This is a genomic window from Cloacibacillus sp. (genome assembly GCA_036655895.1).
Classification (GTDB): Bacteria; Synergistota; Synergistia; order Synergistales; family Synergistaceae; genus JAVVPF01.
The window spans coordinates 50,808-76,889 of sequence record JAVVPF010000010.1 but is presented as its reverse complement, the minus strand read 5'-3'; the positions used below and the strand labels follow the sequence as shown (position 1 = coordinate 76,889).

At 53.7% G+C, this 26,082-nt stretch carries 21 protein-coding genes and 3 tRNA genes; all 24 read left to right on the top strand.

What is annotated here, in order from left to right; all coding sequences use genetic code 11:
• The first annotated feature begins 358 nt into the window (after window positions 1-358).
• The 24 genes from RRY12_04950 to RRY12_04835 all read left to right on the top strand — a co-directional run bounded on the left by RRY12_04950 (window position 359) and on the right by RRY12_04835 (window position 26,080).
• Window positions 359-434: transfer RNA gene (locus tag RRY12_04950), tRNA-Gly, on the top strand.
• A gap of 8 nt (window positions 435-442) precedes the next feature.
• Window positions 443-518 (top strand) — tRNA-Thr (locus RRY12_04945).
• Window positions 519-1,144: 626 nt separating this feature from the next.
• Window positions 1,145-3,340, top strand: coding sequence for a TaqI-like C-terminal specificity domain-containing protein (locus RRY12_04940; protein MEG2184001.1), 2,196 nt, complete (start codon window positions 1,145-1,147; stop codon window positions 3,338-3,340).
• Window positions 3,341-3,402: 62 nt separating this feature from the next.
• Window positions 3,403-4,320 (top strand): DMT family transporter, encoded by a 918-nt coding sequence (locus RRY12_04935; protein MEG2184000.1) that lies wholly within the window; start codon window positions 3,403-3,405, stop codon window positions 4,318-4,320.
• A gap of 91 nt (window positions 4,321-4,411) precedes the next feature.
• Window positions 4,412-4,489, top strand: a tRNA-Pro gene (locus RRY12_04930).
• A 387-nt stretch (window positions 4,490-4,876) separates the two neighbouring features.
• Window positions 4,877-6,244, top strand: a complete 1,368-nt coding sequence (tig, locus tag RRY12_04925) for a trigger factor (GenBank protein MEG2183999.1) — start codon at window positions 4,877-4,879, stop codon at window positions 6,242-6,244.
• 51 nt (window positions 6,245-6,295) lie between these two features.
• On the top strand, window positions 6,296-6,880 hold the full coding sequence (gene clpP / locus RRY12_04920; GenBank protein MEG2183998.1) for an ATP-dependent Clp endopeptidase proteolytic subunit ClpP: 585 nt from the start codon (window positions 6,296-6,298) through the stop codon (window positions 6,878-6,880).
• A gap of 124 nt (window positions 6,881-7,004) precedes the next feature.
• Entirely contained in the window at window positions 7,005-8,333 is a 1,329-nt protein-coding gene (gene clpX / locus RRY12_04915; GenBank protein ID MEG2183997.1) for an ATP-dependent Clp protease ATP-binding subunit ClpX, read from the top strand.
• Window positions 8,317-10,656, top strand: coding sequence for an endopeptidase La (gene lon, locus RRY12_04910; protein MEG2183996.1), 2,340 nt, complete (start codon window positions 8,317-8,319; stop codon window positions 10,654-10,656). The genes clpX and lon overlap by 17 nt, the downstream gene beginning before the upstream one ends.
• 3 nt (window positions 10,657-10,659) lie before the next feature.
• Window positions 10,660-11,289 (top strand): ribosome biogenesis GTP-binding protein YihA/YsxC, encoded by a 630-nt coding sequence (gene yihA, locus RRY12_04905; protein MEG2183995.1) that lies wholly within the window; start codon window positions 10,660-10,662, stop codon window positions 11,287-11,289.
• A 96-nt stretch (window positions 11,290-11,385) separates the two neighbouring features.
• Window positions 11,386-14,052 carry a valine--tRNA ligase gene (locus RRY12_04900; protein ID MEG2183994.1) on the top strand — a complete coding sequence of 889 codons (2,667 nt, stop codon included), beginning with the start codon at window positions 11,386-11,388 and terminating at the stop codon, window positions 14,050-14,052.
• A gap of 29 nt (window positions 14,053-14,081) precedes the next feature.
• On the top strand, window positions 14,082-15,377 hold the full coding sequence (locus tag RRY12_04895; GenBank protein ID MEG2183993.1) for a Mur ligase family protein: 1,296 nt from the start codon (window positions 14,082-14,084) through the stop codon (window positions 15,375-15,377).
• Complete coding sequence (locus RRY12_04890; GenBank protein ID MEG2183992.1) at window positions 15,367-16,161, top strand: polyphenol oxidase family protein; 795 nt, start codon at window positions 15,367-15,369, stop codon at window positions 16,159-16,161. The genes RRY12_04895 and RRY12_04890 overlap by 11 nt, the downstream gene beginning before the upstream one ends.
• 45 nt (window positions 16,162-16,206) lie before the next feature.
• Complete coding sequence (locus RRY12_04885; GenBank protein MEG2183991.1) at window positions 16,207-17,178, top strand: Gfo/Idh/MocA family oxidoreductase; 972 nt, start codon at window positions 16,207-16,209, stop codon at window positions 17,176-17,178.
• Window positions 17,179-17,288: 110 nt separating this feature from the next.
• Window positions 17,289-17,525, top strand: a complete 237-nt coding sequence (locus tag RRY12_04880; GenBank protein MEG2183990.1) for a flagellar biosynthesis protein FliR — start codon at window positions 17,289-17,291, stop codon at window positions 17,523-17,525.
• 18 nt (window positions 17,526-17,543) lie between these two features.
• Window positions 17,544-18,479: a methylmalonyl Co-A mutase-associated GTPase MeaB gene (gene meaB / locus RRY12_04875; protein MEG2183989.1), complete on the top strand. Its 936-nt coding sequence runs from the start codon at window positions 17,544-17,546 to the stop codon at window positions 18,477-18,479.
• Window positions 18,480-18,502: 23 nt separating this feature from the next.
• Complete coding sequence (upp, locus tag RRY12_04870; GenBank protein MEG2183988.1) at window positions 18,503-19,603, top strand: uracil phosphoribosyltransferase; 1,101 nt, start codon at window positions 18,503-18,505, stop codon at window positions 19,601-19,603.
• Window positions 19,604-19,686: 83 nt separating this feature from the next.
• A complete protein-coding gene (locus RRY12_04865; GenBank protein ID MEG2183987.1) occupies window positions 19,687-20,580 on the top strand; it encodes an MraY family glycosyltransferase in 894 nt (297 codons plus the stop codon).
• A 28-nt stretch (window positions 20,581-20,608) separates the two neighbouring features.
• Complete coding sequence (gene wecB / locus RRY12_04860; GenBank protein ID MEG2183986.1) at window positions 20,609-21,733, top strand: UDP-N-acetylglucosamine 2-epimerase (non-hydrolyzing); 1,125 nt, start codon at window positions 20,609-20,611, stop codon at window positions 21,731-21,733.
• Window positions 21,734-21,750: 17 nt separating this feature from the next.
• Window positions 21,751-23,031, top strand: a complete 1,281-nt coding sequence (murA, locus tag RRY12_04855) for a UDP-N-acetylglucosamine 1-carboxyvinyltransferase (protein MEG2183985.1) — start codon at window positions 21,751-21,753, stop codon at window positions 23,029-23,031.
• Window positions 23,032-23,052: 21 nt separating this feature from the next.
• Window positions 23,053-23,889, top strand: a complete 837-nt coding sequence (locus RRY12_04850) for a hypothetical protein (GenBank protein MEG2183984.1) — start codon at window positions 23,053-23,055, stop codon at window positions 23,887-23,889.
• Complete coding sequence (locus tag RRY12_04845) at window positions 23,886-24,551, top strand: uracil-DNA glycosylase (protein ID MEG2183983.1); 666 nt, start codon at window positions 23,886-23,888, stop codon at window positions 24,549-24,551. Before RRY12_04850 ends, RRY12_04845 begins: the two co-directional genes overlap by 4 nt.
• Window positions 24,552-24,570: 19 nt before the next feature.
• Window positions 24,571-25,260, top strand: coding sequence for a polyprenyl diphosphate synthase (gene uppS, locus RRY12_04840; GenBank protein MEG2183982.1), 690 nt, complete (start codon window positions 24,571-24,573; stop codon window positions 25,258-25,260).
• Window positions 25,247-26,080 (top strand): phosphatidate cytidylyltransferase, encoded by an 834-nt coding sequence (locus tag RRY12_04835; GenBank protein ID MEG2183981.1) that lies wholly within the window; start codon window positions 25,247-25,249, stop codon window positions 26,078-26,080. Before uppS ends, RRY12_04835 begins: the two co-directional genes overlap by 14 nt.
• The last annotated feature ends 2 nt before the right edge of the window (window positions 26,081-26,082 follow it).

Sequence of the window (26,082 nt, the reverse complement as noted above, 5' to 3'; positions counted from 1 at the left end):
TCTTACATTTTCCTACCAAACTGATTATCCTTTAACGCTTTAGAATTTGTCCCATCATACATTTACCTTTCTACTTTTTTGCCCGGCGCTTCTTCGGCGCTTTATACTACAGTTCTCTGAACTCTCTTACTTTCTGTATACTGATTGTCGTGAGCTTTCTGTCTCCGATATATTCAAGGAAGTCGGCAAGTATTACTATTATCTCACCTTACGCATGGGCGAACATTAAACTATCAACCTACATTTCTGGCGAACATGGCGTGAGTTGGAAAATATTTGAGCCTCGATTAGACAATAAATTTCGTTCAATGTATGGCGTAGTTTGAAAAGTTATGGTATTATATCCCTCGTTGGTGAAGCGGACATAGCTCAGCTGGTAGAGCATTAGCTTCCCAAGCTAAGGGTCGCGGGTCCGAATCCCGTTGTCCGCTCCAAACAAAAAGCCAACGTGGCTCAGCTGGTAGAGCAGCGCACTCGTAATGCGCAGGTCTCCGGTTCAAATCCGGACGTTGGCTCCATTTAACAATAAACCCTGTCTATGACGGGGTTTTTCTTGTTTTTTAAGGGTAAAAAACCGCCATTTTCTCTCGGTACATCTTCCTGATACAAAAGGTATTAAAGATGTATGTATAAGGCCACTTCACACAAACTGTATGGAAATATTATAATAGTCGGCACGAAATATTATTTTCGGCACGTCGTCCCCAAGCACTGCGGGGGGAGGCGGAGAAATACAGACGGTCGGTAAATACTGGCTATGTACGTATAGCAAAGAGAAAAGCCGTATATCTATTTTCTCGCCTTATGGCTGTAGCCCCATTGCGAGGGGCAACTGTTGTAGGTATAGGGGCGGAAGCGGCCATTATATAACACATTACCTTGACTCTAGCTGCGTTCCTTATATACGATGTGGATAATGTAGGTTATGGGTTGCGACGCTTTAGCGAAAGTACGAGTAAATAGCAGCTACCTTCGTGGGGACAGAGGCGGTTGCGGTATTTTTAGTCCGGTTTGGTGGAGCTGGGTTTACTTAATATGACACCCACAATTTCCCATTTGTCTAATGACGGTCATGGGCTTATACTTATTAAATAGCAGCTGATTTACCGCGTAAAATTTTAAGAAATTAGGGGTGGATGAGTGGATGCGCCAAAGAAACAGCTCTTCTATAATTTTTCAGAAATTATGCAGCGAAGTCTTTGAGGCCGCCTCATTCACCAAACTGGCCGAAGAGCTATTCCTAACTGTGGACGCCTCCGAGAGCAGGATCCGCTCCGGGGTGCATATCCCGCAGGCCCTTAAAAGCCATATCTCCTCGTACCGCATCATAGGAAAACACATCCCGGCCTCAGGCAGCGGGCGGATAGACATCATCCAAATAAAGCTGGCGCCGGGCGTTTTGGCGTCGGATTCTTTTGCTCAGGCTCGCTGTTTTATAGACGACTATATGACCAAAAATAAAGCCTCGGGACTGCTCGCGGCGGCGGTATCGGCGCCTGACGAACCCTCTTTGCTGATGCTTGCGGAGCCAGATTCAGCTCAGCGTATCGAGCCTGAAGAGGGACTGCTTGATTTTTTATGCGTTGAGGGGATCAAAAACTATCTCCAGAAAAGCTGCGATTTAGCGCGCGAGGCGCTGGACGGTTACTTTGCCAACGAACGTATCCTTTATGACGACAGCGTCATCGCGTCGCACGCCCAGAGCATCGACGCAGCCCTGTCCCGCATACGATTCTGCGACATCGCGGCATCAGGCGGCGCCGTCGTTCTTCACATGATCGCTCAAATAGCGGGCGTGCGCCTCGGCCTAAGAAAATATCTGACGGGCCGCACCGCCGAACGACGTCTTGAAAATCTCATCAAAGATTTTATAGAAAACTCTCTTTATCTGACAGACTGCAGCGCGGCGTCGCTTGACATGATCTTCGCCGCGCTGCGCCTCATATATCCATACGCCGCCCCTGACCGTGAAAAGTTTGTATGGGGAAGCGTTCTAGTTGAAAATATATTTAACGATCTCAAGTTCGACCTTATCGTCACACTTCCGCCTCATCTCAGAGCGGAACGCTTTGCCGCGCTGAAGGAACTATTGTCGGGCTATTCGTCGCAGCGTTTCAAAGCGGATCTCTATTGCTACTACATCGAAAGAGCGGCCGGGATGCTTGCGCCCGACGGCAGCGCCGTCACACTTTCATCGGACAGATGGATGAAGGCGGCATACGGCGAGGGGCTTAAAGATTTCTTCCGCGTCACGCCCCCGCGCCTTATTGCTTCACTTGGAAACCGCCTCTCGTCAAAGGGTTCGGCACTTCAGCTTACGGCCATTTCGCTCTTCGCCGAGCCGTGCGCAGAGGCCACGATCTATATGGATGCCGCAGCCTGTTCGCAGGACAGTTCTCTTTCTGATTATATTTGCGACAACGCACCGCAGCCTCAGCAAAACGGCGCCGTCGTTTCCATCTCGGAGCCAAACTCAAAAACCCGCAGCGAGATTTTAGCCGCGATCAAAGAAAAAAGCCTCTCACTTTTCCAATACGCGCAAGGGGAGATATACAGAGGCGTGCTAACAGGGCTCAACGCGGCATTCGTCATAGACAACGATACTGCGTGTCGTATAAAAAATACCGAGCAAAACTCCGCGGAACTGATAGTCCCGTTCTATTCCGGCCGGGACGTCAAGCCGTACAGCCTGCCTCCTGTAAAAAAGCAGCTTATTTTTATAGAAAAAGGCTACACCAACAGACATAGAGAGCTGGACGACGCGCTATTCTGGTTCGCCACAAAACACCCGTTGGTAGCCGCGCACCTGGCGCAGTTTGAAAAAGAAGCACTCGCAAGGCGCGACAAGGGCGATTACTGGTGGGAGCTGCGGCCATGCAAATATAAAGCTATATTTCAAAAGCCAAAAATCCTGATGCCGGTCATCTCAAAAAAAATCACAGCGGCGATGGACACAACGGGCGTCTACTTCAACGATAAATGCACCGCGGTCTGCGTCGCGGATTATTTTATTCTCGCGCTGCTCAATTCTACACTGATGGATTTCGTATACCGCGCGGGCGCCCCGGAGCTTTTAAACGGTTACTATGAACTTCGGCCGTCGCAGATAGCCAACCTTCCAGTATGTCGGATAAGCGCGGGAGAGACAAAAAAACTTGAGCTTAAAGAGAAAATTGAGCGCGCGGCGCAGGCGCTCTCCGCGCTTTACGCAAATGAACCTCCGCAGAAGCACGGCCGGCGCAGCGACGCCGCAATAACACTTGAAAAAGAGATAGACCGTGACATCTTCCAGCTTTACGGCCTGACGCCAACGCAGCGCTCAGTCATCGAAAATAATTGAAAATGATAGTATAATCTCCTCTGCGCCCTTTGGGACATCTTTTAGAATTGGCTGGTGCAGCAATGAAAAAAAACAACATGAAAACACTTTCGGTGATAATGCTCTCCGCCGCCTCGCTGATATGGGGGACCTCCTTCATAGCGCAGATACTCGGCATGCAGTATATCGGTCCATATACATTCCTTACCGGCAGATACGTCGTCTCGCTGGTATTTCTAGTTCCGTTCACCTTTTTTATGAACAGATACAAAGAAGAACCATATTCTTTCTCGTCTGAACTCTCCGAGTGGCGCTCCTGCCTAAAAAGCGGCGTCGCCTGCGGCGCGTTTTTGTTCATCGCCTCCGCGCTCCAACAGACCGGACTTCTGTTTACTACGGCAAGCAAGGCGGGCTTCATCACAGCAACCTATATCGTCATCGTGCCAATATACGGATTTTTTATAAAAAAACTGCCCACGCCGTTCACGGCAGCCGCAATAGCGATGAGCATGACGGGGCTCTACCTTCTTTCCATCACGCCCGGCGTTTCAATCAATATCGGCGACGTTCTTGTATTTGCCGGAGCGTTTTTTTGGGCGGCGCATATCATGGCCTGCGATAAATTTTCCAGAAAGCACGATCCGCTAAAAATTTCCACAATACAATTTGCGTCAGTCGCGCTCTTTGCTTCGATAGTGATGTTTGCCGCCGAGGCTCCCGAATGGAGATGGGTCGCCGAATCGTGGAAGCCCATAGTCTACGCGGGGCTTGCCTGCACCTGCATCGCCTACACGCTTCAGATGGCGGCCCAACGCTACGTCAGCCCAGTCGCCACCTGCATCATATTGAGCGGAGAGACGCTGTTTGCGGCGGCCTCAGGCTACCTGGTGCTGGGAGAAAGGCTTTCCGAACGGGAGCTTATAGGCGCGGCTATCCTCCTTGCGGCAACGCTGATGGCGCAGATACACGAAATAAAATACACTGGCGATCAGGCTCTTTAAGCCTTTTACAAGCATTGTGCGCGCTCTGCGGCGCTTCGTCAAAATATTAGCTTTTCCAAAAATCAAAAGTCATGATATAATCTCATCTGTTCGGGATGTAGCGCAGCCTGGTTAGCGTACCTGCTTTGGGAGCAGGGGGTCGTCGGTTCGAATCCGACCATCCCGACCAAATAAATAAGCTGATAGCTAGACTTTTTATTTCTCCCACTTCACTGTTATAGTTGGTGGAGATTTTTATATCTATTTACTGTCTACTCATACTCCTCGTTTATTCTATCTATTTATAAAATAAATATCATATCGGTCTAGAGATTGCTCTTATTTATACACTGCACCTTTGGCTAAAACAGACTGCTCTTCAGCAAATTGGCTGAAATTCTAGCTGCCTTAGGTTTTCTAAGAGCATTACTTATAGGTCTGACCTAGGTTTTATAAATTGCCGAGAAGATTTTTATTTAAACTTTTCACAATCATGTGGTGTTTAATTTAGTTAGTTATGGTAAAATGCTATGGTTAAACATTGATTGCTGAAATATTTTGAAAGGGGAAAAATAAATTGAAAACCGAAATAGTGTCGCAGGATAAGAATATCGTTGAGGCAAAAGCGCAGTTTACTCCCGAGGAAGTTACAAAGGCCATTGAAGAGACCTACAAGAGGGTTTCAAAGAGCGCCAACATAAAGGGATTCCGCAAGGGCAAGGTACCGCGCAGAACGCTTGAACTCTACTTCCCAAAGAGCGCCATCTTAGCGGAGACGCTTGAGGAGATCATTCCTGACGCGCTGGATAAGATGATAGAAGAATTTGAGCTTAAGCTCATCGGCGACCCCGACCTTAAGCCTGGCGAACTGACCGAGGGCGAGCCCTACGAGTTCACGGTAAAATTTGAAGTGACTCCCGACTTCGACATTCCCGAAATTTCTGAGATAGAGGCCGAAAAAAGAATATACGCCGTCACTGACGATATGATCGACGCTCAGATAGAGAGCATTCTTGACGCGCGTTCAGAGGTCGTTCCCACATACGAGGATCGTCCTGTGACAAAGGAAGACTACGCCTCCGTTAAATACAACACCTACGTCACCTACGAAGACGGCAGCGAAAAGAAGGCCGAAGACGGACAGAAGACAGAAATATTCCTCGGAGCGGAAACGATGCGTCCCGAAGTAGTCGACGCCATTGTTGGCAAGGTCCCCGGCGACGCCGTTTCAATAGAGCTTCCCGTAGACGGCGAAGAGGCCAAGAAGGACAAGGCCGTCAAGAGCCGCTATGAAATAGAGATAATGGGCATCATGAAAAAGCAGAGGCCTGAGCTTACCGACGAATACGTTGCGGAGTTCACCAACGCGCAGCACAAAAGCGTAGCCGAACTCAGAGAAGAGGTCAAAAAGCAGCTCGAAGCAGGCTACGAAAAAAAGAGCGCGGACGAACTCAAAGAGGACGCCATGACCAAGCTGACTGACAAGACAGAATTTGAAGTGCCGCAGTCCCTCGTAGACCGTCAGAAGGCTTCCATTAAAAAACAGCAGGCCGATAAGATCGAAAGAGAAGAAAAAATGACCATGGACCAGTTCTTCGAAAAGATCGGCATGGACAAGGAAAAATACGAGGCAGACCTTGAAGCCGCGGCAGCCCGCATGGTGAAGCGCGGACTTATCCTCGACGCGATAGCCGAAGAAAACAACATTGAGTGGACGCGCGAAGAGCTTACGGACGAGATCATCCAGATGGCCCACATGAGCGGCATCGACCCGAAAAAACTGCTTGACTACGTCTACGGCGACAAGGACAGGCTCTTTGAGATGGCCGACAAGATCCGCACCCGCAAAGCTACAGACTTTGTAGCGGCGGCCGTGAAGGTCAAAGAGGTCCACCCTGAGCGCATCGACCTTCCGACAGAGCCGGAGGCAAAAGAGGCTGAATAGTTCAGCCTGCAAAATATAATTATAAGTTGCAAAAAAGGAGGAGCGTTAAAAATGCCGTATTATGTTCCAACGGTTATAGAGCAGTCTGGCAGGGGTGAGCGCGCCTATGACATATACAGCCGCCTCCTTAAAGACAGAATAATATTCCTTGGCACGCAGATAAACGACGACGTCGCAAACCTCGTCGTAGCACAGCTTCTCTTTCTCGAAAGCGAAGACCCTGACAAGGATATATCGCTGTACATAAACAGCCCGGGCGGTTCGGTTTCCGCAGGTATGGCGATTTACGACACGATGCAGTATATAAAGCCGGATATTTCCACCATCTGCCTCGGGATGGCGGCGAGCATGGGAGCCGTGCTCCTTACGGCGGGATGCGCCGGCAAGAGGATCGCGCTCCCAAACGCGAAGGTAATGATCCACCAGCCGCTCGGCGGCATGGAGGGACAGGCCTCTGACATAGAGATACACGCGCGAGAGATATTAAAGACCCGCGCCAAACTCAATCAGATACTGGCCTCCCATACGAAACAGCCGATCGAGAGGATAGAGGCCGATACGGACAGAGATTTTTACATGTCCGCGGAAGAAGCGCTGAAATACGGAATCGTCGATAAGATAATAGAAAAACGTTAAATTTGATGAGGGGTTCCGAGAATTCCTGACAGCGCTGATCATGGGCGCCTGAATAAACCATTCGGGCGCTTATGGTCAGCGAATCATTAAGGTTCCCCCTGTCTGCCGCGAGGTGTCTGTCCCAATGTATGATAACGGAAATAAATATAACAACAAAAACAAGGTCAATCGCTGCTCCTTCTGCGGAAAGCCGCAGAGCGATACTGCCAGGCTTTTCTCCGGCCAGCAGTCCAACGTCTTTATATGCTCCGACTGCCTGCACCTTGGAAATATCCTTCTAAAGGGCGAGCACCTGAGCGACGACGTTGAGCTAGAAACGCCGCGCGCGGAGGCAAAACCCGACTATACCTCGCTACCGTCAATTGATGAACTGCCCAAACCGGTCGAAATCAGAGATTTCCTCAACCAATACGTCATAGGGCAGCAGCAGGCGAAAAAGGTCCTCTCCGTGGCGGTCTACAACCACTACAAGAGGATATTGAACCCGGCGATGGACGACGACGACGTTGAACTTCCAAAAAGCAACGTACTGCTCGTTGGCCCGACAGGTAGCGGCAAGACGCTGCTCGCACAGACGCTTGCGAAAATGCTGCACGTGCCGTTTGCCATGACGGACGCGACTACGCTGACAGAGGCCGGCTACGTAGGCGAAGACGTCGAAAATATACTGCTGAGGCTGCTCCAGGCGGCTGATTTTGACATACAGTCGGCGGAGCGCGGGATAATATATATCGACGAAATCGATAAAATAGCGCGTAAATCAGAATCCACCTCCATAACGAGAGACGTTTCTGGAGAAGGGGTACAGCAGGCGCTGCTTAAGATAATAGAGGGCACCGTGGCGAACATTCCTCCAAAGGGCGGGCGCAAGCATCCGAGCCAGGAGATGATCCCCATCAACACCAGCAACATCCTCTTCATCTGCGGAGGCGCTTTTGACGGGCTCGAAAAGATAATCTCCCAGCGTACCAACGAAAAGCAGCTCGGTTTCGGCGGCGAGATCACCTCAAACGCGACAAAGCACAACGGCTCAGAGCTTTTGAAAAAATTACAGCCTGACGACCTGCGCACTTACGGCTTCATCCCTGAGTTCATCGGAAGACTGCCGGTGCTGGTGGCGCTTGAGTCGCTGACGACTGAGGCGCTCGTGCAAATACTCAAGGAACCGAAAAACGCGCCCCTTAAACAATATATAAAGCTCTTCTCGCTGGAGGGCATCAAACTTAATTTCACAGATGACGCTGCGGAGACGATAGCCGAGAAAGCCGCCCAGCTCAACACAGGCGCGCGCGGACTGCGCACGGTCCTTGAAAGCCTGATGCTCGACCTGCAGTTTGAGATACCAAACAGAAACACAAAGACAGCCTCGCTCACCGTGACAAAGGCGGCGGTCGAAGGCACGGAGAAACCGCAGACAGAAACGGACAGCGAAGGCAATGACGCAGAAGAATAAGCCAGACCTCTACCCGGTGATCCCGGTAAGGGAACTGATAGTCTTTCCGGGCGTCGTCTCGCCGCTTTTCATTAGCCGTCCAAAGTCAATGCGCGCCGTTGAAGAGGCCGGCGAACACGACCGCATCGTCTTCATCACTGCGGAGAAAAAACCTTATCAGGATACGGTGAAGCCTGAGTCGCTCTATACAAAAGGTACTCTTTGCAAGATACTTCAAAACGTCAGACTGCCCGACGGCTCGCTTAAAGTCGTAGTCGAGGGCGGATGCAGGGCGGAGGCCGAAAGGTTCTCCACGGCGGAACCCTTTATGCTGGCCCATGTTAAGACCATCGAAACGGTGGAATGCGATCCCTCGCAGAAGACACGCGCGTATATGAGGACGCTGCTGCGCGAATTTGAGACAAACGTACATCTTGACCCAAAGATGCCGGATGAGATCGCACGCTCCGTGCAAGATATAGACAACCCTGACGTTCTCTGCGACATCGTAGCCTCTCACTGCAACCTCGACATAACAGACAAGCAGAAAATACTTGAGACGCCCGACACGTCAGACCGGCTTGCTCTGCTTCTTAAGATGCTCGTCGATGAAAACAGCCTGCTTGCGCTTGAACGCGACATAGAAGAAAAGGTTCGTTCGGAAATTGACAAAGACCAGCATAATTATTACCTGCGCGAACAGCTGAAGGTGATAAGCGAGGACCTTGGCGAAGAAAGTCCCGAAACAGAGTCGGAGGAGCTTCGCGCCTCGGCCTGCGCCGCCGAAATGCCGGAGGCGGTGCTGCAAAAGGTTAACAAGGAGATATCGCGCTTCGTGAAGCTGCCGCCGTTTTCACCGGAGGCGGCCGTCGCGCGCAATTATATCGAAAACCTGATAGACCTGCCGTGGAACAAGTCCACAAAGGACAACCTCGACCTCGTCAACGCAAAAAAGGTGCTGGAAGAGGACCATCACGGCCTCGAAGATGTAAAAAAACGCATACTGGAATATCTGGCCGTCAAAAAACGCGCCGGCAAAGAGATGCGGGCACAGGTAATATGCTTCGTAGGACCTCCGGGAGTAGGGAAGACCTCTCTTGGCAAATCCATCGCGCGCGCGATGGGCAGAAATTTCATAAACATCTCGCTCGGCGGAATGCACGACGAAGCCGAGATTCGCGGCCACAGGCGCACCTACGTCGGCGCTCTGCCCGGACGCATAATCCAGAAGATAAAACAGTGCGGCGTCAACAACCCGCTCATTCTAATGGACGAGATAGACAAACTAGGCTCCGATTTCCGCGGAGACCCGTCTTCCGCGCTGCTTGAAGTGCTCGACCCTGAGCAGAACTGGAACTTCACAGACAACTTCCTAGAAGCTCCGTTTGATTTGAGCCGCGTCATATTCATCACCACCGCCAACAGCACCTCAAGCATTCCACGGCCGCTGCTTGACAGAATGGAAATAATCCCGCTTTCCGGCTACGTGCTAGAAGAAAAAATCAAGATAGCCCAGAAACACCTGATACCGAGAATAATGAAGGAACACGGACTAGGCGCGCGTGAACTTTCAATATCGGAAACCGTGCTCAAAGAGATAATCGGCTCCTATACGATGGAGGCCGGAGTGCGTTCGCTTGACAGACAGATATCAAAGGTGGCGCGCAAAATAGTGGCTGAGCTTTCGGCCCAAACGCCAGAAACGCCGAAAAAACGCGCCGCACTCACGAAAGATCGCCTTCATAAGATACTTGGCGCGGAGATGCTCCACGGAACCCACCTTCCAAAAGACGGAAGCGCGGGAACCGCTATAGGACTTGCCTGGACAGAGGCGGGCGGCGACGTCATACTGATAGAGTCCGCCGTAATGGACGGGACAGGCAAAGTCACCTACACAGGCAACCTCGGAGACATCATGCAGGAATCGGCAACCACGGCGCTCGCCTATCTCCGCTCGAACGCGGAGAAGCACGGTCTGAACGGCTTTGATTGGAACAAAAAAGACATACACATCCACGTACCGGCCGGCGCGGTGCCTAAGGACGGGCCGTCCGCCGGCATAACGCTTGCGCTTTCGCTCTGCTCGTCGCTTACTGGGCGCGCCATCGCATCAGAATACGCGATGACCGGAGAGCTTACGCTTCGCGGCAGCGTACTGCCGATAGGCGGCCTCAGAGAAAAGATACTTGCCGCAAAACGCCTTGGAATAACACAAATAATACTGCCCGAAGACAACAAATCGGACGCGTCGGAGCTCAGCCCGTGGGTGCTTTCGGGAATGACGCTCCATTTCGTATCAAATGTCGAAGAGGTATTCAAACTCGCCTTAAGAGCGGAGGAATAAACCATGTCCGTATGGAAATCAGATCTATTTTGCACGGCCTTCAACAAACAGCAGCTCCCTCCGCCCAACTATGACGAGATAGTCTTTCTGGGACGCTCGAACGTTGGAAAGTCTACGCTGGTCAACGCGCTGCTCGGCAAAAAAATCGCAAAGGTAAGCTCAAAGCCCGGCAAGACGCGCAGCATCAACTTCTACAATGTAGAGGCGGAGCCTAACAAATTCTCGCTCGTAGATATTCCCGGATACGGATACGCGGCTCGCGGCAAGGACGAACGCAAGGTCTGGTGGCGGCTCATTGAGGATTACTTCAACGAGGACCGCCCCATATCATACGTCGTGCATCTCATCGACTTCCGTCACGGCCCGCTTGCGAACGACATTGAGCTGATCAACTGGCTCGACAGTATGGAGATGCCGCGCCTCGTCGTCTTCACAAAAGGAGACAAAATAACTGCCGGAAAACGCAAAGGGCAGTATAATGCGATAATGCGCGAGGGACTCGATTCAATGCTGCCGCCGTTTTTAACATCCGGCGCAAACAACGATGAGATGTCGAAGCTTAGAGACGGCATTGAACAGTGCCTAACCGAAATAAGAAAGCTAGACGCTCAGGACGCAAAGAAAAACAGATAAGACCTGCATACCCGAGGTACCGGAACGGCCGGGCTGTCGGGATGGGAATAGATACGGCCTGGGCCACCCGGCCAGGTCATTGAGGAGGAAACACGGATGGATTCCGAGAAAACACAGTTAGGCAAGAGTTATGATCCCGTGCCTATCGAAGACAAATGGTACGCCCGCTGGATAGACGAGGGGCTTTTTAAGGCCGACGCCTCGTCGCCGAAGCCGCCTTTTTCAATCGTCATACCCCCGCCAAACGTAACAGGCAAACTCCACGTAGGACACGCCCTCGACAACACGCTGCAGGATATACTGTGCCGCACAAAGCGTATGCAGGGCTATGAGGTGCTGTGGCTTCCCGGAACGGACCACGCAGGCATTGCCACGCAGAACGTCGTCGAGCGCTCGCTTGCTTCGGAGGGCGTCTCGCGCCACGACCTGGGCCGCGAGGAATTCGTGAAAAAAGTTTGGGAGTGGAAGCAGGAATACGGCAGCACCATAATAGGCCAGTTGAAAAAACTGGGCGCCTCCTGCGACTGGGACCGCGAACGTTTCACGATGGACGAAGGACTCTCACGCGCTGTGCGCAAGATATTCGTCGAACTTTATAAAAAAGGCCTCATCTACCGCGGAAAATACCTCATAAACTGGTGCCCGCGCTGTCAGACGGCCCTCTCCGACCTAGAGGTCGAGCATGAAGAAAACGACGGCAAGTTCTACGAGGTCTCCTATAAATTCGCGGACGGCGAAGAGGGCGGCGTAATCGTGATGACGACGCGCCCTGAGACTATCCTCGGAGACACTGCCATTGCGATACATCCTCGCGACGAAAAGAACCGCCATCTCGTCGGCAAAAAGGTCGTAGTCCCGCTCGTTGGGCGCGTCATCCCCGTCGTTGAGGACAACATGGTCGACCCAGAATTCGGCACAGGCTGCGTCAAAATAACGCCGGCCCACGACCCCAACGACTTCCTCGTTGGGCAGAGGCACGGGCTTGAACAGATACAGGTGATAGACGGCAAAGGCGTCATGTGCGACAACGCCGGAAAATACGCCGGCATGGACCGCTTCGAAGCGCGCGCCGCTATTGCCGAAGACCTCAAAAAAGAGGGCGTGCTGCTCTCCGTGACAGACCTCAAACATTCAGTCGGTCACTGCTACCGCTGCCATACGGTCATTGAGCCGTACCTTTCGGAACAGTGGTTCGTGCGCACACGTCCGCTTGCTGACGCGGGCGTGGCCTCCGTGCAGGCCGGAAAAATAAAATTCGTGCCAGACCAGTGGACGAACGTCTATTATCAGTGGATGGAGAACATCCGCGACTGGTGCATCTCCCGCCAGCTTTGGTGGGGTCACCGCATCCCCGCGTGGTACTGCGACGAATGCGGCGAAATAATAGTTGAGGAGACGGCTCCTCACAAGTGCCCGCAGTGCGGCTCAACCGCGCTGCGCCAGGACGAGGACGTGCTTGACACATGGTTCTCAAGCGGCCTCTGGCCCTTCTCAACGATGGGCTGGCCCGACGACACAGAGACGCTCAAAAAATTCTACCCGACCTCCGTGCTGGTAACTGGATTTGACATAATCTTCTTCTGGGTGGCGCGCATGATAATGTTCGGCCTGGAAGGCATGAAGGGTGAAGTGCCGTTCCACGACGTCTATATCCACGCGCTCGTGCGCGACGAAAAGGGACAGAAGATGAGCAAGTCCCGCGGCAACGTGATAGATCCGCTCACGATCGTACAGGACTACGGCGCGGACGCGCTTCGTCTGACGATGGCGGCGCTCACGGTGCAGGGACGCGACATATTCCTATCGACCGACAGGATATCCACCTACAGGCTCTTCATGAACAAGCTCTGGAACGCCTCGCGCTTCGCCCTTATGAACCTTGAGGACGCGGAATTAGGCGCGCCGATAGACGAAAAAGAACTGCGGCTACAGGACAGATGGATACTGAACCGCGTCTCGCAGGTGAGCTCCGAAATGACGCGGCTGCTAGACGGCTACTTCTTCGGCGAAGCGGCGCGCCTCATGTACGACTTCACATGGGGAGAGCTATGCGACTGGTATCTCGAGCTTGCGAAGCCCGCGCTGCGCGGCGACGAAGGAACGCCGCGGCGCAAAGCGGCCCAGGCTGTGCTTCTTGCCGTATTTGAAGACGTCATCAAGCTGCTGCACCCAATCATCCCGTTTGTAACGGAGGAGCTGTGGCACGCCTTCCCGTTCGGCACAGACCTCGTAGAACACTCTGGCTGGCCTGCACCGCGCGTCGAAAACATCGACGAAAGCGCGCTTGCTGACATGGCCGCAGTGCAGGACACCGTCCGCGCCATCCGCAATCTGAGGGCCGAGGCTCACATCCCGCCGCAGCAGATGATCCCTGGCGCTTTCCTTGAGGTACACAACACGGCGAAGCTTGCGCTCTTTGAATCATGCGACGAACAGATACGCCTGCTCACAAAGACGGAAAAACTTACGCTGACCGGCGCGGCTGGCTCAAAGCCTGAAAAGAGCCTCGCCACCGTGCTTGACGACGTTCAGGTCTATCTGCCCGTCGGCGAGCTGCTCGACGTCGAAAAAGAGATGCAGAGGCTGAAGAACGACCTCGCCAAGCTCGAAAAGGACATCGAAAAGAGCCGCGTGAAACTGGCTAACAAACAGTTCGTTGAAAGAGCACCAGAAGAAGTAATAGAAAAAGAAAAAACTGCCCTAACAGACAATGAGACAAAGGCTCTCCGCATAAGGGAAAACCTTAGCAGCCTCTCTGAGTAACTTGGGCGGCTTTCATAGAAAGCAGATCGATGAAAGATTTTTGTGCAGCAATAGAAACTAAGCTTCAGCAGATGGCAAGCCCGGGCATTCGTCCGGGGCTTGCCCGTCTGGCAAGACTTCTCTTCAAAGCCGGGATGCCGCAGAAAAAATTCCCCGCGGTCCAAATAGTGGGGACGAACGGCAAAGGCTCCACGGCGGCCTCACTCTATTCCATCCTTCGCAGCGCGGGATACAGCGCCGCGCTCTACACCAGCCCGCATCTTGTGGACTTCACGGAGCGGCTCGTCATAGACGGAGGCGAGGCGACGGCTGAGGCGTGGTTTGACGCGATAGCCGTTCTTCACGACATCATCAAAGAAGACGAATATCTCACCTCCGACCTTCCGACATACTTTGAGCTGGTGACTGCGGCCGCCATTATCATATTGGCGGACAGAGCACCAGATATAGCGGTCTTTGAGGCCGGCATGGGCGGCAGGCTTGACGCCTCAAACATCTTGGGCGACGTAGCGCTTAGCCTCATCGTACCCATCGGCCTCGACCATACCGAATATCTTGGCGACACTCTTTTAAAGGTAGCCGCGGAAAAATTCGCGATACTGCGCAAAGAGACGCCCGCCTTGTTCATGGGAGGAGCTGCTGAAATCAACGCGCTCTTCAAAAGCACCGCCGCGCTCCACGGAGCCATGGCTCACATATTCAACGACGAATATAAAATTTCCGATATGGAATTTGCGTTTTCCGGCACACAGTTCACACTGACAGGCCAAAACGGCGCCGGCCGCTACCATACGCCTCTGCCTGGAACCTTTCAGGCGGAGAACGCGGCGCTTGCTGTAGCTGCGGCACGTCTTCTTGCGCCGAAATTTCCAAATGTCACAGAGGCTGCGATCGCGCGCGGCATCTCGCAGACGGTCTGGTCCGGGCGCATGGAGATAATATCGCACGACCCTCTAGTCATAATTGACGGGGGACACAACCCGCACGCCGCGCTGAGGCTTGCCGAGACGGTAGAAGCGCTTGCCCCCGACAAAAAAATAAATATCGTGCTCGCCATGATGAAGGATAAAGACATCCGCGACGTCCTGCTCATCCTAAAACGGCTGGACGCGTCGGTGTTCTGCACTCAGGTGCCAAGCAGCGAGCGGTCGCTTGCGGCCAGCGAAATGGCGTTGCTTGCGCAGGAGGCGGGGCTTCACTGCGCCGGCGCTTTTGATGAGCCGCTGTGCGCGATAAAAGCGGCCGCAGCGCGCGGAGTTCCCACCCTATGCTGCGGGAGCCTCTTTCTTGTCGGCCACATCAAGGAACATTTTCATGGATTTTAACGGATTCGTCACTAAAAAAGACAAGTGGGGCATTGCGGTAGAATTTGCAATGCCCTCTATTTTGGCGGAGAGCTATTTTACGCGGCTCTTTTGCCGCGGGCCGCTGAACGACGAGGCCTGCGGAGAACCGGAGGCAGTTTGGAGCAAGCTTGCCCCTGAATATGACGCAAGAAACTTAGCGGCCCCAGTTCAGGTGCATGGAACGCGGATAATAGAGGCTGACGAAAGGTGCGCGCTCTCTGAGCGGCCGAAGGCCGACGGAATTTTTTTGCCGTATGACGCGGACGTTCTGGGCAGTCTTCGCTTTGCCGACTGCACGCCCGTCGTCATTGCGGGCGTGGCTGAAAGGCCGTGGCTAGTCATGCTGCATTCTGGATTTCAGGGCACGCTGAAAAACATAAGCGCCGCTGCGCTTGATTTGGTAGAGGCAAAATACCGGACGCAGCGCGCGGAAAATATCTGGGCGTGGATAGGCCCCGCTATCGGCAGGGAATGCTATGGCAGAAAAACGGACGACCCTTCGACGGCTGCGGCGCTTGCCGCGTTCTCGGCGGAAAATATCGACGACGGCGACTCAGACTTCATACATTTTGACATCAAAGGGCAGATTCGCAGCCAACTTTGCGCAAAAGGCATAAGAGATGATAATATATACACGTATGACCGCTGCACCTTCTGCGCGAAGGATTTATTTTACTCCTACCGCGCCGGAGATGACAAAAAAAGATTATTTCTGCTTGCCGGCGCGATAAAAAACGGCAGAACGCGTGAAAATAGTAATTAAGGGCTTTAAGCGGCGCTGCCCACACTCCGAGAGGTGATTTTGATTATGGAGACGGTACGAGTAGGAGTTATAGGTGTAGGCCATCTTGGAATGCACCATGCAAGGGTATATACGGAGATATTAGGCGCGCAGCTTGTAGGCGTCGTAGACATCAACGACGAAAGGGCGCATGCGATCGCGGAGCCTCTTGGCGTCAGCGCCTTTGATGATTTTAAGACTTTCCTGAAAGAGACCCGCCCAGACGCGGTAAGCATCGTCGTCCCGACATATATGCATTACGAGATAGCGAAGGTGGCGATGGAAAGCGGCGTCCACGTCCTCGTTGAGAAACCTGTGACGACAAGCGTAGACGAAGCAGAAAAGCTGCTGCGGCTCGCCAAGGAAAAGGACGTGCTGCTTCAGGTTGGGCACATAGAACGCTTCAACAGCGCCGTCCAGCACGCGAGGGAGTTTGTAAAAGATCCCTACTTCATCCAGACGCACAGGATAGGCCCCTTTTCACCGCGCATAAGCGACGTCGGAGTGGTGCTCGACCTTATGATCCACGACGTCGACATCATTCTTTCAATGATAAATTCCGACCTCGTTTCAATTTCAGCGATAGGCAAGTGCATCAGGACCGACCACGAGGACATAGCCTCAGTGCAGCTCGGCTTCGCAAACGGCGCGATGGCGCAGATACTCGTCAGCCGCGTCGCGGAAAAACGCCTGCGCCAGATGGAGATATCAGAGGCGGAACGTTTCGTCACGGTAAATTACGAGACGCAGGACATCACGGTACAGCGCTGCGTGCGCCAGAGCGGCGGAAACATCGTCGAAGTCATGGAGCACCCCGTCTTTCCAAAGACGGAGCCGCTCAAAATGGAACTGCAGCATTTCATCTCCTGCATCCGCGAGGGCCGTCAGCCAATGGTCGGCATCAAAGACGGAAAGCGCGCCCTTGAGGTCTGCGTAGCCGCGCTTCGCCAAATACACGAAGAAAAGCAGCAAAATTTCCCGCTTCTTTCGGCAATATAGGAAATTGGTCATGACATTCGCGTCATTAAGCGTTATTATTTAGAGAGGAATGTATTCCTCTCTTTTTTATTGCATGGCAGTAAGCGGAGGATATGAAAGGGTGAAGATATTTGTTTGATTTCTTAAAGACGGTGCCGTCTGTCAACTACCAGGCATTTGTTGCGCTTGGACTTTTCGGTGTTTCACTCTTTCTTGCGCGCATAGTAGTCAACATACAATCTGGAAAATGGCCCGGAAGCCAGACGTGGGTGCTCTATCTCAGAATGGTGCTCGGATTTACATTCGCCGCCTCGATAGGCCTGGGAATATACAGCTTCGCCGGGATAGATGTCTTATTCAATAAATAATACAGGGAGAGTTTAACTATGGAAAAGCTGCTCGAACGTGCGCTTGCGGGGGACACGAGATCCATCGGACGCCTCATCAGCCTTGTTGAGGCGGAGGCTCCATCTTCACAGGAGATAATGAAGAGGATATACCCTAAGACCGGCAACGCTCAGGTCATAGGCATCACGGGAAGCCCCGGCGCAGGAAAAAGCACCTTTGTCAATCGTCTCATCGCACAGTTCCGTGAAGAGGGCAAAAAGGTCGGAGTAATAGCGATAGACCCGTCCAGCCCGTTCACAGGAGGAGCCATTCTCGGAGACCGCCTGCGTATGCAGGATCACGCGGTCGAAGAGGGCGTCTTCATCAGAAGCATGGGTTCCCGTGGAAACTTAGGCGGCGTCAGCCGCGGCACGCACGAAGGCGCGCTCATATTGGACGCCTGCGGCTTCGACGTCGTCATCATAGAAACGGTAGGCGTCGGCCAGTCCGAAGTGGACATAATAAAAATAGCGGACTCAGTCTGCCTGATATTGACACCAGGCATGGGCGACGACGTACAGATAATGAAGGCCGGCATAATGGAGATAGCTGACATCTTCATCGTCAACAAGGCCGACAAGGAGGGCGCGGACAAAGTTGCAGCAGACGTCCAGGTGATGCTCAAAATGCTTCTGGAACGCGAATGGACGCCGCCCGTGATACTTGTCTCTTCCAATAAAAATACTGGCGTAGACGAGGCGAAAGAGACGCTGAACCGCCACCGCGAATACCTGACCACAAGCGAAGAGGGCAGGCGCCGTCGTTTTACGCAGCTTGAGATGGAGGTAGAAGCAATACTGCGCGGCGAGATCTCCTCCAAGGTCCAAAAGGCATGGAACAGGCGCAAAGACGACGGCGTAATGGCCGAGCTTTCCGCAAGAAAAGCCGACCCGTATACGCTTGCGGGCGAAATAATAGAAAAAATCGTAAGATAAATCTAGGCACGGGGGAAAATATAATGAAAATAGCACTTGGAGCGGATCACGCTGGATTCAAACTCAAAGAAGAAATAAAAGAGAGCCTGCTCTCCGCGGGTCATGAAGTAATAGACTGCGGAACGGCCTCATGCGACGTGAAGGTCGATTATCCCGACTGGGGATTCAAAGCGGCCGACGCAGTGGCCAGCCACAAGGCTGAGCGCGGCATACTGGTATGCGGCACAGGCATCGGCATGAGCATCGTAGCGAACAAGGTCAAGGGCATCCGCGCGGCGCTCTGCCATGACCATTTCACAGCCGTGATGAGCCGCCGCCACAACGACGCGAACGTGCTCGTCCTTGGCGCGCGCGTCATTGGCACGGACGTAGCGGACGACATGGTGAAAAGCTGGCTTGCAGAGCCGTTTGAAGGCGGCCGCCACACCTTCCGCCTTGAAAAAATAAGCGCTTACGAAGACGAAAACTCAACCGCGATAGACGCAGCTCCGCGCGGCGGACGCACCGTAGTCATAGACCACCCGCTCGTGCGCCACAAGCTTGGCCTCATGCGCGACAAAGAGACCTCGTCTAAGGATTTCCGCGACCTCGTCCAGGAAGTGGCCGGACTCATGGTCTACGAAGTGACGCGCCATCTTCCCCTTGAAGAGATAGAGGTGGAGACTCCCATTACGACGACGCGCGTATTCACCCTCTCCGGCAAAAAACTTGCCATCGTCCCTGTGCTGCGCGCCGGACTGGGCATGGTTGAGGGCATCTTGAAGCTCGTACCCAATGCGACGGTGGGACATATCGGCCTCTACCGCGACCCTGAGACGCTGAAGCCCGTCGACTACTACTGCAAGCTGCCAAGCGACATCTCAGAGCGCGACATCTTCGTAGTCGACCCGATGCTCGCAACTGGCGGCTCTGCGGCAGCCGCCGTGAGCCACATAAAAGAAAAGGGCGGAAAGCGCGTTTCGCTGGTCTCCCTGATAGCGGCGCCGGAAGGCATCGCCAAATTCCACGAGGAACACCCCGACGTCGACATCTACGTCGCAGGCGTCGACAGCCACCTCAACGACCACGGCTACATCGTTCCCGGACTGGGCGATGCGGGCGACAGGTTGTTTGGCACAAAATAATCCGACGGCGGCGGAGGTGCGGACAAATAAATCTGCCGCGCTCCGCCGCCGCTTGATAGACATGTCAGGGAAAGGAAGATAATTTGCTTTCAACCTATCTCTTCACACTTTTAACGTTTCTCTGGGGGCTGATCGGAACGCCGATTGCGATTGCTCTTGCGCAGAAGTTCCGACTGCTGGACATCCCCGGAGGCCGAAAGAAACACCACAGCATCATGCCGCGCGGCGCAGGACTTGTGCTGTGGAGCGGTTATTTGATGTGGGCGCTCTTTACGGGCAACCCCGGCGTTGAGGTGCCGTTCATAGCGACTGGAGCCACCGTCATCTTCATCGTCGGCTATATGGACGACATGCATCCGCTGCCGCCGCTTCTGCGGCTCGTCTTCCATCTGCTGGCCGCCGCATGGGTCATCTACCCGCTGCCTGTACCAATATGGCAGCGCGCGCTTTTTGTATTGTGGATAGCGGGCGCGACGAACGCCTACAACCTCATTGACGGAATGGACGGCCTATGCCTCACCATCACGCTCATCACGGCGCTCTGCGCGCTTCTGATAGGAGCGAGGGGAGTATGGCTGCCCTTCGCGGGACTCGTCTTCGGAGTTCTTCTGTGGAACTTCCCGCAGCCTCGCACCTTCCTTGGCGACGGCGGAAGCACGCTGATGGGATATATATGCTCTTCGCAGCTCGCCTGGGCGATATTTCCCAATATATTCAAGGTCAATTTCATACACCTGGCCTTTGTGCTGCTGTTTCTCGGGGGAGTGCCGGTAATAGATACTCTTGTGGCGATGACGCGCAGGGTGCTGTCGCATAAATCGCCCTTTGAACCGGACAGAGGACACGCCCATCACAAACTGCAGGATTTCGGGCTGCCCAAATGGGCTGTGCTCGTCGTCATGGCCTCCGTACACGCAGGGGTGCTGCTTTTTGGGATGAGGCTGCTCGGCGTGCCGGTCTTTAATATATTGCAATAAACAAAATAAACAGGGGAGGCGCTTTCAGATGGACAGGAAAAAAATCGTCTGTGTCGTGGGAACCAGGCCGGAGGCCATAAAAATGGCGCCGGTCATAATTGCGTTAAAGGAAAATGAAAATTTCGACGTGCGCATACTGGCTACAGGCCAGCACGCGGCGATGCTCGACCAGGTGCTCAACTTCTTCAAACTGACGGCCGACATAAATCTGCACATTATGAAGGACAGACAGACGCTGGATTACATAACGGCCTCGGTGCTTACGGGCGCGGGGGAATACTTTGACGATATCAAACCAGCGGCGGTGCTCGTCCACGGCGATACGACGACCACATTTGCGGCGGGCCTTGCCGCCTTCTATCGCAACATTCCTGTGGGACACGTCGAGGCTGGGCTTCGCAGCGGCAACATGCGGCTGCCTTTCCCGGAGGAGATGAACCGCGTCCTCATAGACAAGGTGATAAGATGGGGATTCGCTCCCACACAGCTTGCCGCGGAAAACCTCTTAAAAGACGGCGCTTCGCCGTCAGATGTAAGCATAACCGGAAACACCGTCATAGACGCGCTCTTTTACACAGTAGCCGCACAGACGAAGCCCGAATGCGCAGAACTGCACGCGCTCCCCGATGGAGAACCGTTCGTGCTGGTGACGGCCCACCGCAGAGAATCATGGGGCGCGCCGCTTGAAGAGATATGCAAAGCGCTGGTCGACGTTATAGAGGCCCATCCTGAACTATGGATGGTGATCCCGATGCACAAGAATCCAGCCGTGCGCGAAATATTCCACAAATACCTCGACGGGCGAAAGAAAGTCATCCTCTGCGACCCGCTTGACTATCCCGATTTCGTCTGGGCGATGAACGCCTCAAAGTTCATTTTGAGCGACAGCGGGGGAGTGCAGGAGGAGGCTACCGCTATAAAGAAGCCGGTGCTGATACTGCGCGAGGTGACGGAGCGCCCCGAGGCCGTGGAACACGGAAGCGGCGTGCTCGTAGGCGTTGACCGAAAAAAAATCAGGGAAAACGCGCTGCTTCTTCTCAGCAGCCCCGAAGCTCTTAAAAAAATCGAGGAAAAGTGCGCGGCGCAGCCTTTCGGCGACGGCACCGCCTCCAAGAAGATAGCCGCAATTCTGCAAAAAGACCTGCTTGACTGATAAGCATCAAAGAATAAATGGAGACGACTGGAGTGAAAATTTTGGCAGACAAGATGGTAATACGCGGCGGACGGCAGCTCAACGGAACGATATCCGTTCAGGGCGCCAAAAATGCCGCTCTGCCTGTTATGGCGGCCTCTATCCTGTTGAAGGGACAGAGCCTTAAACTGGAGGGCGTGCCTGACCTGTATGATATACAGACGATGTGTCAGCTTCTCCGACACCTCGGCGCGGAGGTAGATTTTGAAGACCACTGCATGGAGATACGCGTGCCGAACGAGATAAAATGCGAGACGCCGGTAGAACTGGTGCGCAAGATGCGCGCCTCTTCGCTGGTGCTGGGCCCGCTCGTTGCGCGCTGCGGACGCGCGCTGCTGCCGCTTCCCGGCGGATGCGTGCTTGGAAGCAGGCCGCTTGATTTCCACCTTAAGGGGCTTGCCAAGATGGGCGCCGACATAGAGCTAAAGGCGGGCGCCGTAACGGCCACAGCCGGAAGGCTGAAGGGAGCCGCGATAACGCTAGACTTTCCCTCGGTGGGGGCCACGGAAAACTTGATGATGGCGGCCGCCCTCGCGGACGGAGTGACCTTTATTGAAAACGCCGCAAAGGAACCGGAGATATCAAACCTAGCCGAAGTGCTGCGCCTCATGGGAGCGCCGGTAAAGGGCGACGGCACTGAAACTATACGGATAACGGGCGTGGAATCGCTTCATTCCGCAAGCGGCGAGATAATACCAGACCGCATAGAGGCGGCCACCTATCTGATGGCGGGCGTCATCACAAAAGGCAGCGTCACCGTGCGCGGGATACAGTCCGGCTGCATGGAGGCCATACTGAACAAGCTCGTCGAGGCGGGCGTCGACATAGACATCTTCCATGACGAGATCACTGCGAAATATACCGCGCCGCTCAAAGGCGTAACTATAAAAACGATGCCGTACCCGGGATTTCCCACCGACACACAGCCGCAGCTGATGGCTGTGCTGACGCTCGCAAACGGAACAAGCGTGATCCATGAGAGCGTATTTGATTCAAGGCTTTTGCACATCAACGAATTTAAGAAGATGGGCGCAAAAATCGAGGTGCAGGACAACATCGCCATAGTAACGGGCGTAGGCAGGCTTGCCGGAACCGAGGTGCATTCTTCCAACCTGCGCGCGGGCGCGGCGCTCATACTGCTTGGGCTCGCGGCGGCCGAAGAGACGACTATCTGCGACCTGCAGCACGTTTGGCGCGGGTACGAGGGGCTTGTGGAAAAACTTCTGAGCCTCGGCGCCGACATAAACCTCATAGACTGACATTGAGAGGGGGGCCTTCTGATGGCCGACACAAAATATCTTCCGGGAGTAACGACCTCCGCGTTCGTGGGCGCGGCCGGCACCGGCAAGAGCCAGAGGGCTCAGCTGGTCGCCTCTTTAGTCGACGCGGATTATATAATCGACGACGGCCTTGTCATACACAAGGGCAGCATCGTATGCGGCAGAAGCGCGAAGGCGGAGAGAAACCAGATCAGCGCCATCCGCAGGGCTCTCTTTGAATTTGAGGATCACAAAAACGAGGTAATAAATTTTTTCAGTTCCATGTCGCCCTGTTCCGTCATGGTCATAGCCACCTCAGACAACATGGCCTCGCGCATACTGCGTAAGCTGACCCTTGCGCCGCCGGAGCAGATAGTACATATTGAGGACGTAGCCACGCCGGAAGAGATAGTAAAGGCAAGGCGCGAGCGTTTCAGCAAAGGACAGCACGTCATCCCCGTCTCTCATGTGCTCGTGCGCAAAAATTTCGCAGGCAAGCTGGTTGGACAGCTTAGAGTCTTCTGGAAGTCCAAGGACAAACACGAGGGAGAAAAGACGATAGTGCGTCCTCCTTTTAGCTTCTACGGCGAGGTCCACATAGAACCGGAGGCCATAGAACAGCTCGCCTCCTTCATAGCGGGAAGGACGGCGCAGGTGGCTAAGGTGAACGAGATCAAGGCGACGCCGGAGTATGAAGAATCGCTTCGCGTCGAGATAAAGCTCACAGTAACGCTCGGAGATAAAAAATTCACGGATATAGCGCGTCTGGTAAAAGAGAGGCTCGCTGTGAGCCTCCGCTATTTCACAGGGCTTGACGTTAAAACTGTAGACGTAATAATCGCGGAGGTAAAGATATGACGGAACAGAACGAAGCTCCTCTTTTAAAACTGACCCCCGAAGAGAGGGCTGCCGCAAAAAAAGTATTATGGGAAGAGGCAAAGAAATACACCCTCTCGTGCAAGGCCTGCGCTCTTGCTGAGACGAGAAAGACAGTCGTCTTTGGCGACGGCGACCCAAACAGCAGGCTGCTCTTCATCGGAGAGGGGCCTGGCGCCGACGAGGACGAGAAGGGGATACCGTTCGTAGGAAGGGCTGGAGCGCTTCTTACTCAGATATTGACCGCCGCCGGCATTGACCGCAAAGAGGTCTTCATCACCAACATCGTCAAATGCAGACCGCCGGAAAACAGAGTCCCCACTCCCGCTGAGACCGTAATATGCGACAGGCACCTGCAAACGCAGATAATGCTGATGAACCCTTCGCTCATAGTTCTGCTGGGCAACACTCCGGCGCGCTGGATACTTCAGACGACAGAGGGCATCACTAAGCTTCGCGGAAGATGGTTTGAATGGCGCGGAGCCGCCGTAATGCCTATGTTCCACCCAAGCTATCTGCTTCGCAACGCCAGCTCAAAAGAGGGCAGCCCAAAGCACCTAACGTGGCTAGACATTCAGGAAGTCAAGCGGCAGTGGGAGGCTATTAAAGCCGGCAGCGACATAAGCTCCATCAAATTCGGTTAAAAACTGCCCAAAGGACGACATGGAAAAGAAAAAATTAGAACACGTTGCAATAATAATGGACGGCAATGGAAGGTGGGCCAAATCAAAGCACCTTCCGCGTGTAATGGGCCATCATGCCGGAGTCAGGGCCGTCGAGCGCACCGTGCGCGCCGCAAAGGACCTTGACATACCGTTCGTATCGCTCTACGCCTTCTCCACGGAGAATTGGAAGAGGCCGAAGGGTGAAGTGCTTGGGCTTATGGGCCTCTTTCGCTATTACATGCAGTCAAAGCTCGCGGAGCTTTGCAGGGAAAAGACGCGCATCCGCTTTGCGGGAGACCTTGAGGCGCTTCCCGAGGACATACAAAAGATACTTCGCGCGGCGGAGGAAGAAACATCTCTCTACACGGAAAGACAGCTCGTCATCTGTCTCAATTACGGCGGCCGCAAAGAGATATTAGAGGCCGTAAACAAAATAGCGGCGGCGCGCCCCTCTCTTCCTGTGACCGAGGAGAGCCTCCGTCAATATCTCTACCTGCCTGATCTGCCGGATCCCGACCTTATAATCAGAACGAGCGGGGAGCTGCGGCTCAGCAATTTCTGGCTTTGGCAGAGCGCTTACAGTGAATATTATTTTACCGACAAATATTGGCCGGATTTTGATAAAGGCGACCTCGAAGAGGCCGTAAAGGATTACTACGAAAGGGAGAGACGATATGGAAAAGCTTAAACAGATGTTGAGATCGAGCCCGGAGCTGCAGCTTCGCGCATTCAGCGGCATCTTTATCGTAATAGCGGTGCTTGGAGGAATATTACTTGGCGGACTTGTCTGGGACGCGATAGCCTCCGTCATCGCCATGCTTTCGCTCTGGGAGTTCTACAAAATGCAGTCTACGAAACTTAGTACGTCGCCCGCGCTGCTGCTGGCCTCCGGGCTATTTATACTGCTTGGCACAGCCTTCGGGCTTATGACGCTGTCTACGATCCTCTGTTCGATATCGGCTATAGCCTTTATCGCGCTCTTCCTTGAGGTGCTAAAAAGACAGGTCTCCGGCGAAAGCTCCGCGCTCGTCACAATGGGCGCCACCGTCGCGGGCATCGCCTACGTCATCCTCCCGTGGTCGTTCCTTATTTTGATACGCGGGCGCGACCTCGGCGCGATGTTCCTCATCACGCTTTTCCTTTGCACCTGGAGCTGCGACGTCGCAGCCTATTTCGTCGGCAGCAGGCTTGGAAAAAACCTTCTGTGCAGCCAGGTGAGCCCGCACAAGACGTGGGAGGGCTTTCTTGGCGGAGCCGCCGCGAGCTTCATGTGCGGCGGTCTTATGGCGCTTCTTTTCTCATTCCCGCCGCTGCCCCTTGTCCTGATGGGGCTTCTTTGCGGCATAGCGGGACAGCTTGGCGACCTTGGCGAATCTGTGCTGAAGCGCGAAGCCGGCGTCAAAGACAGCGGTTCGCTGATACCGGGGCACGGAGGGCTGCTTGACAGATTTGACAGCATACTGGTCAACGGTACGCTTGCCTTCGTCATCTTTGAACTGATAGGATAAGG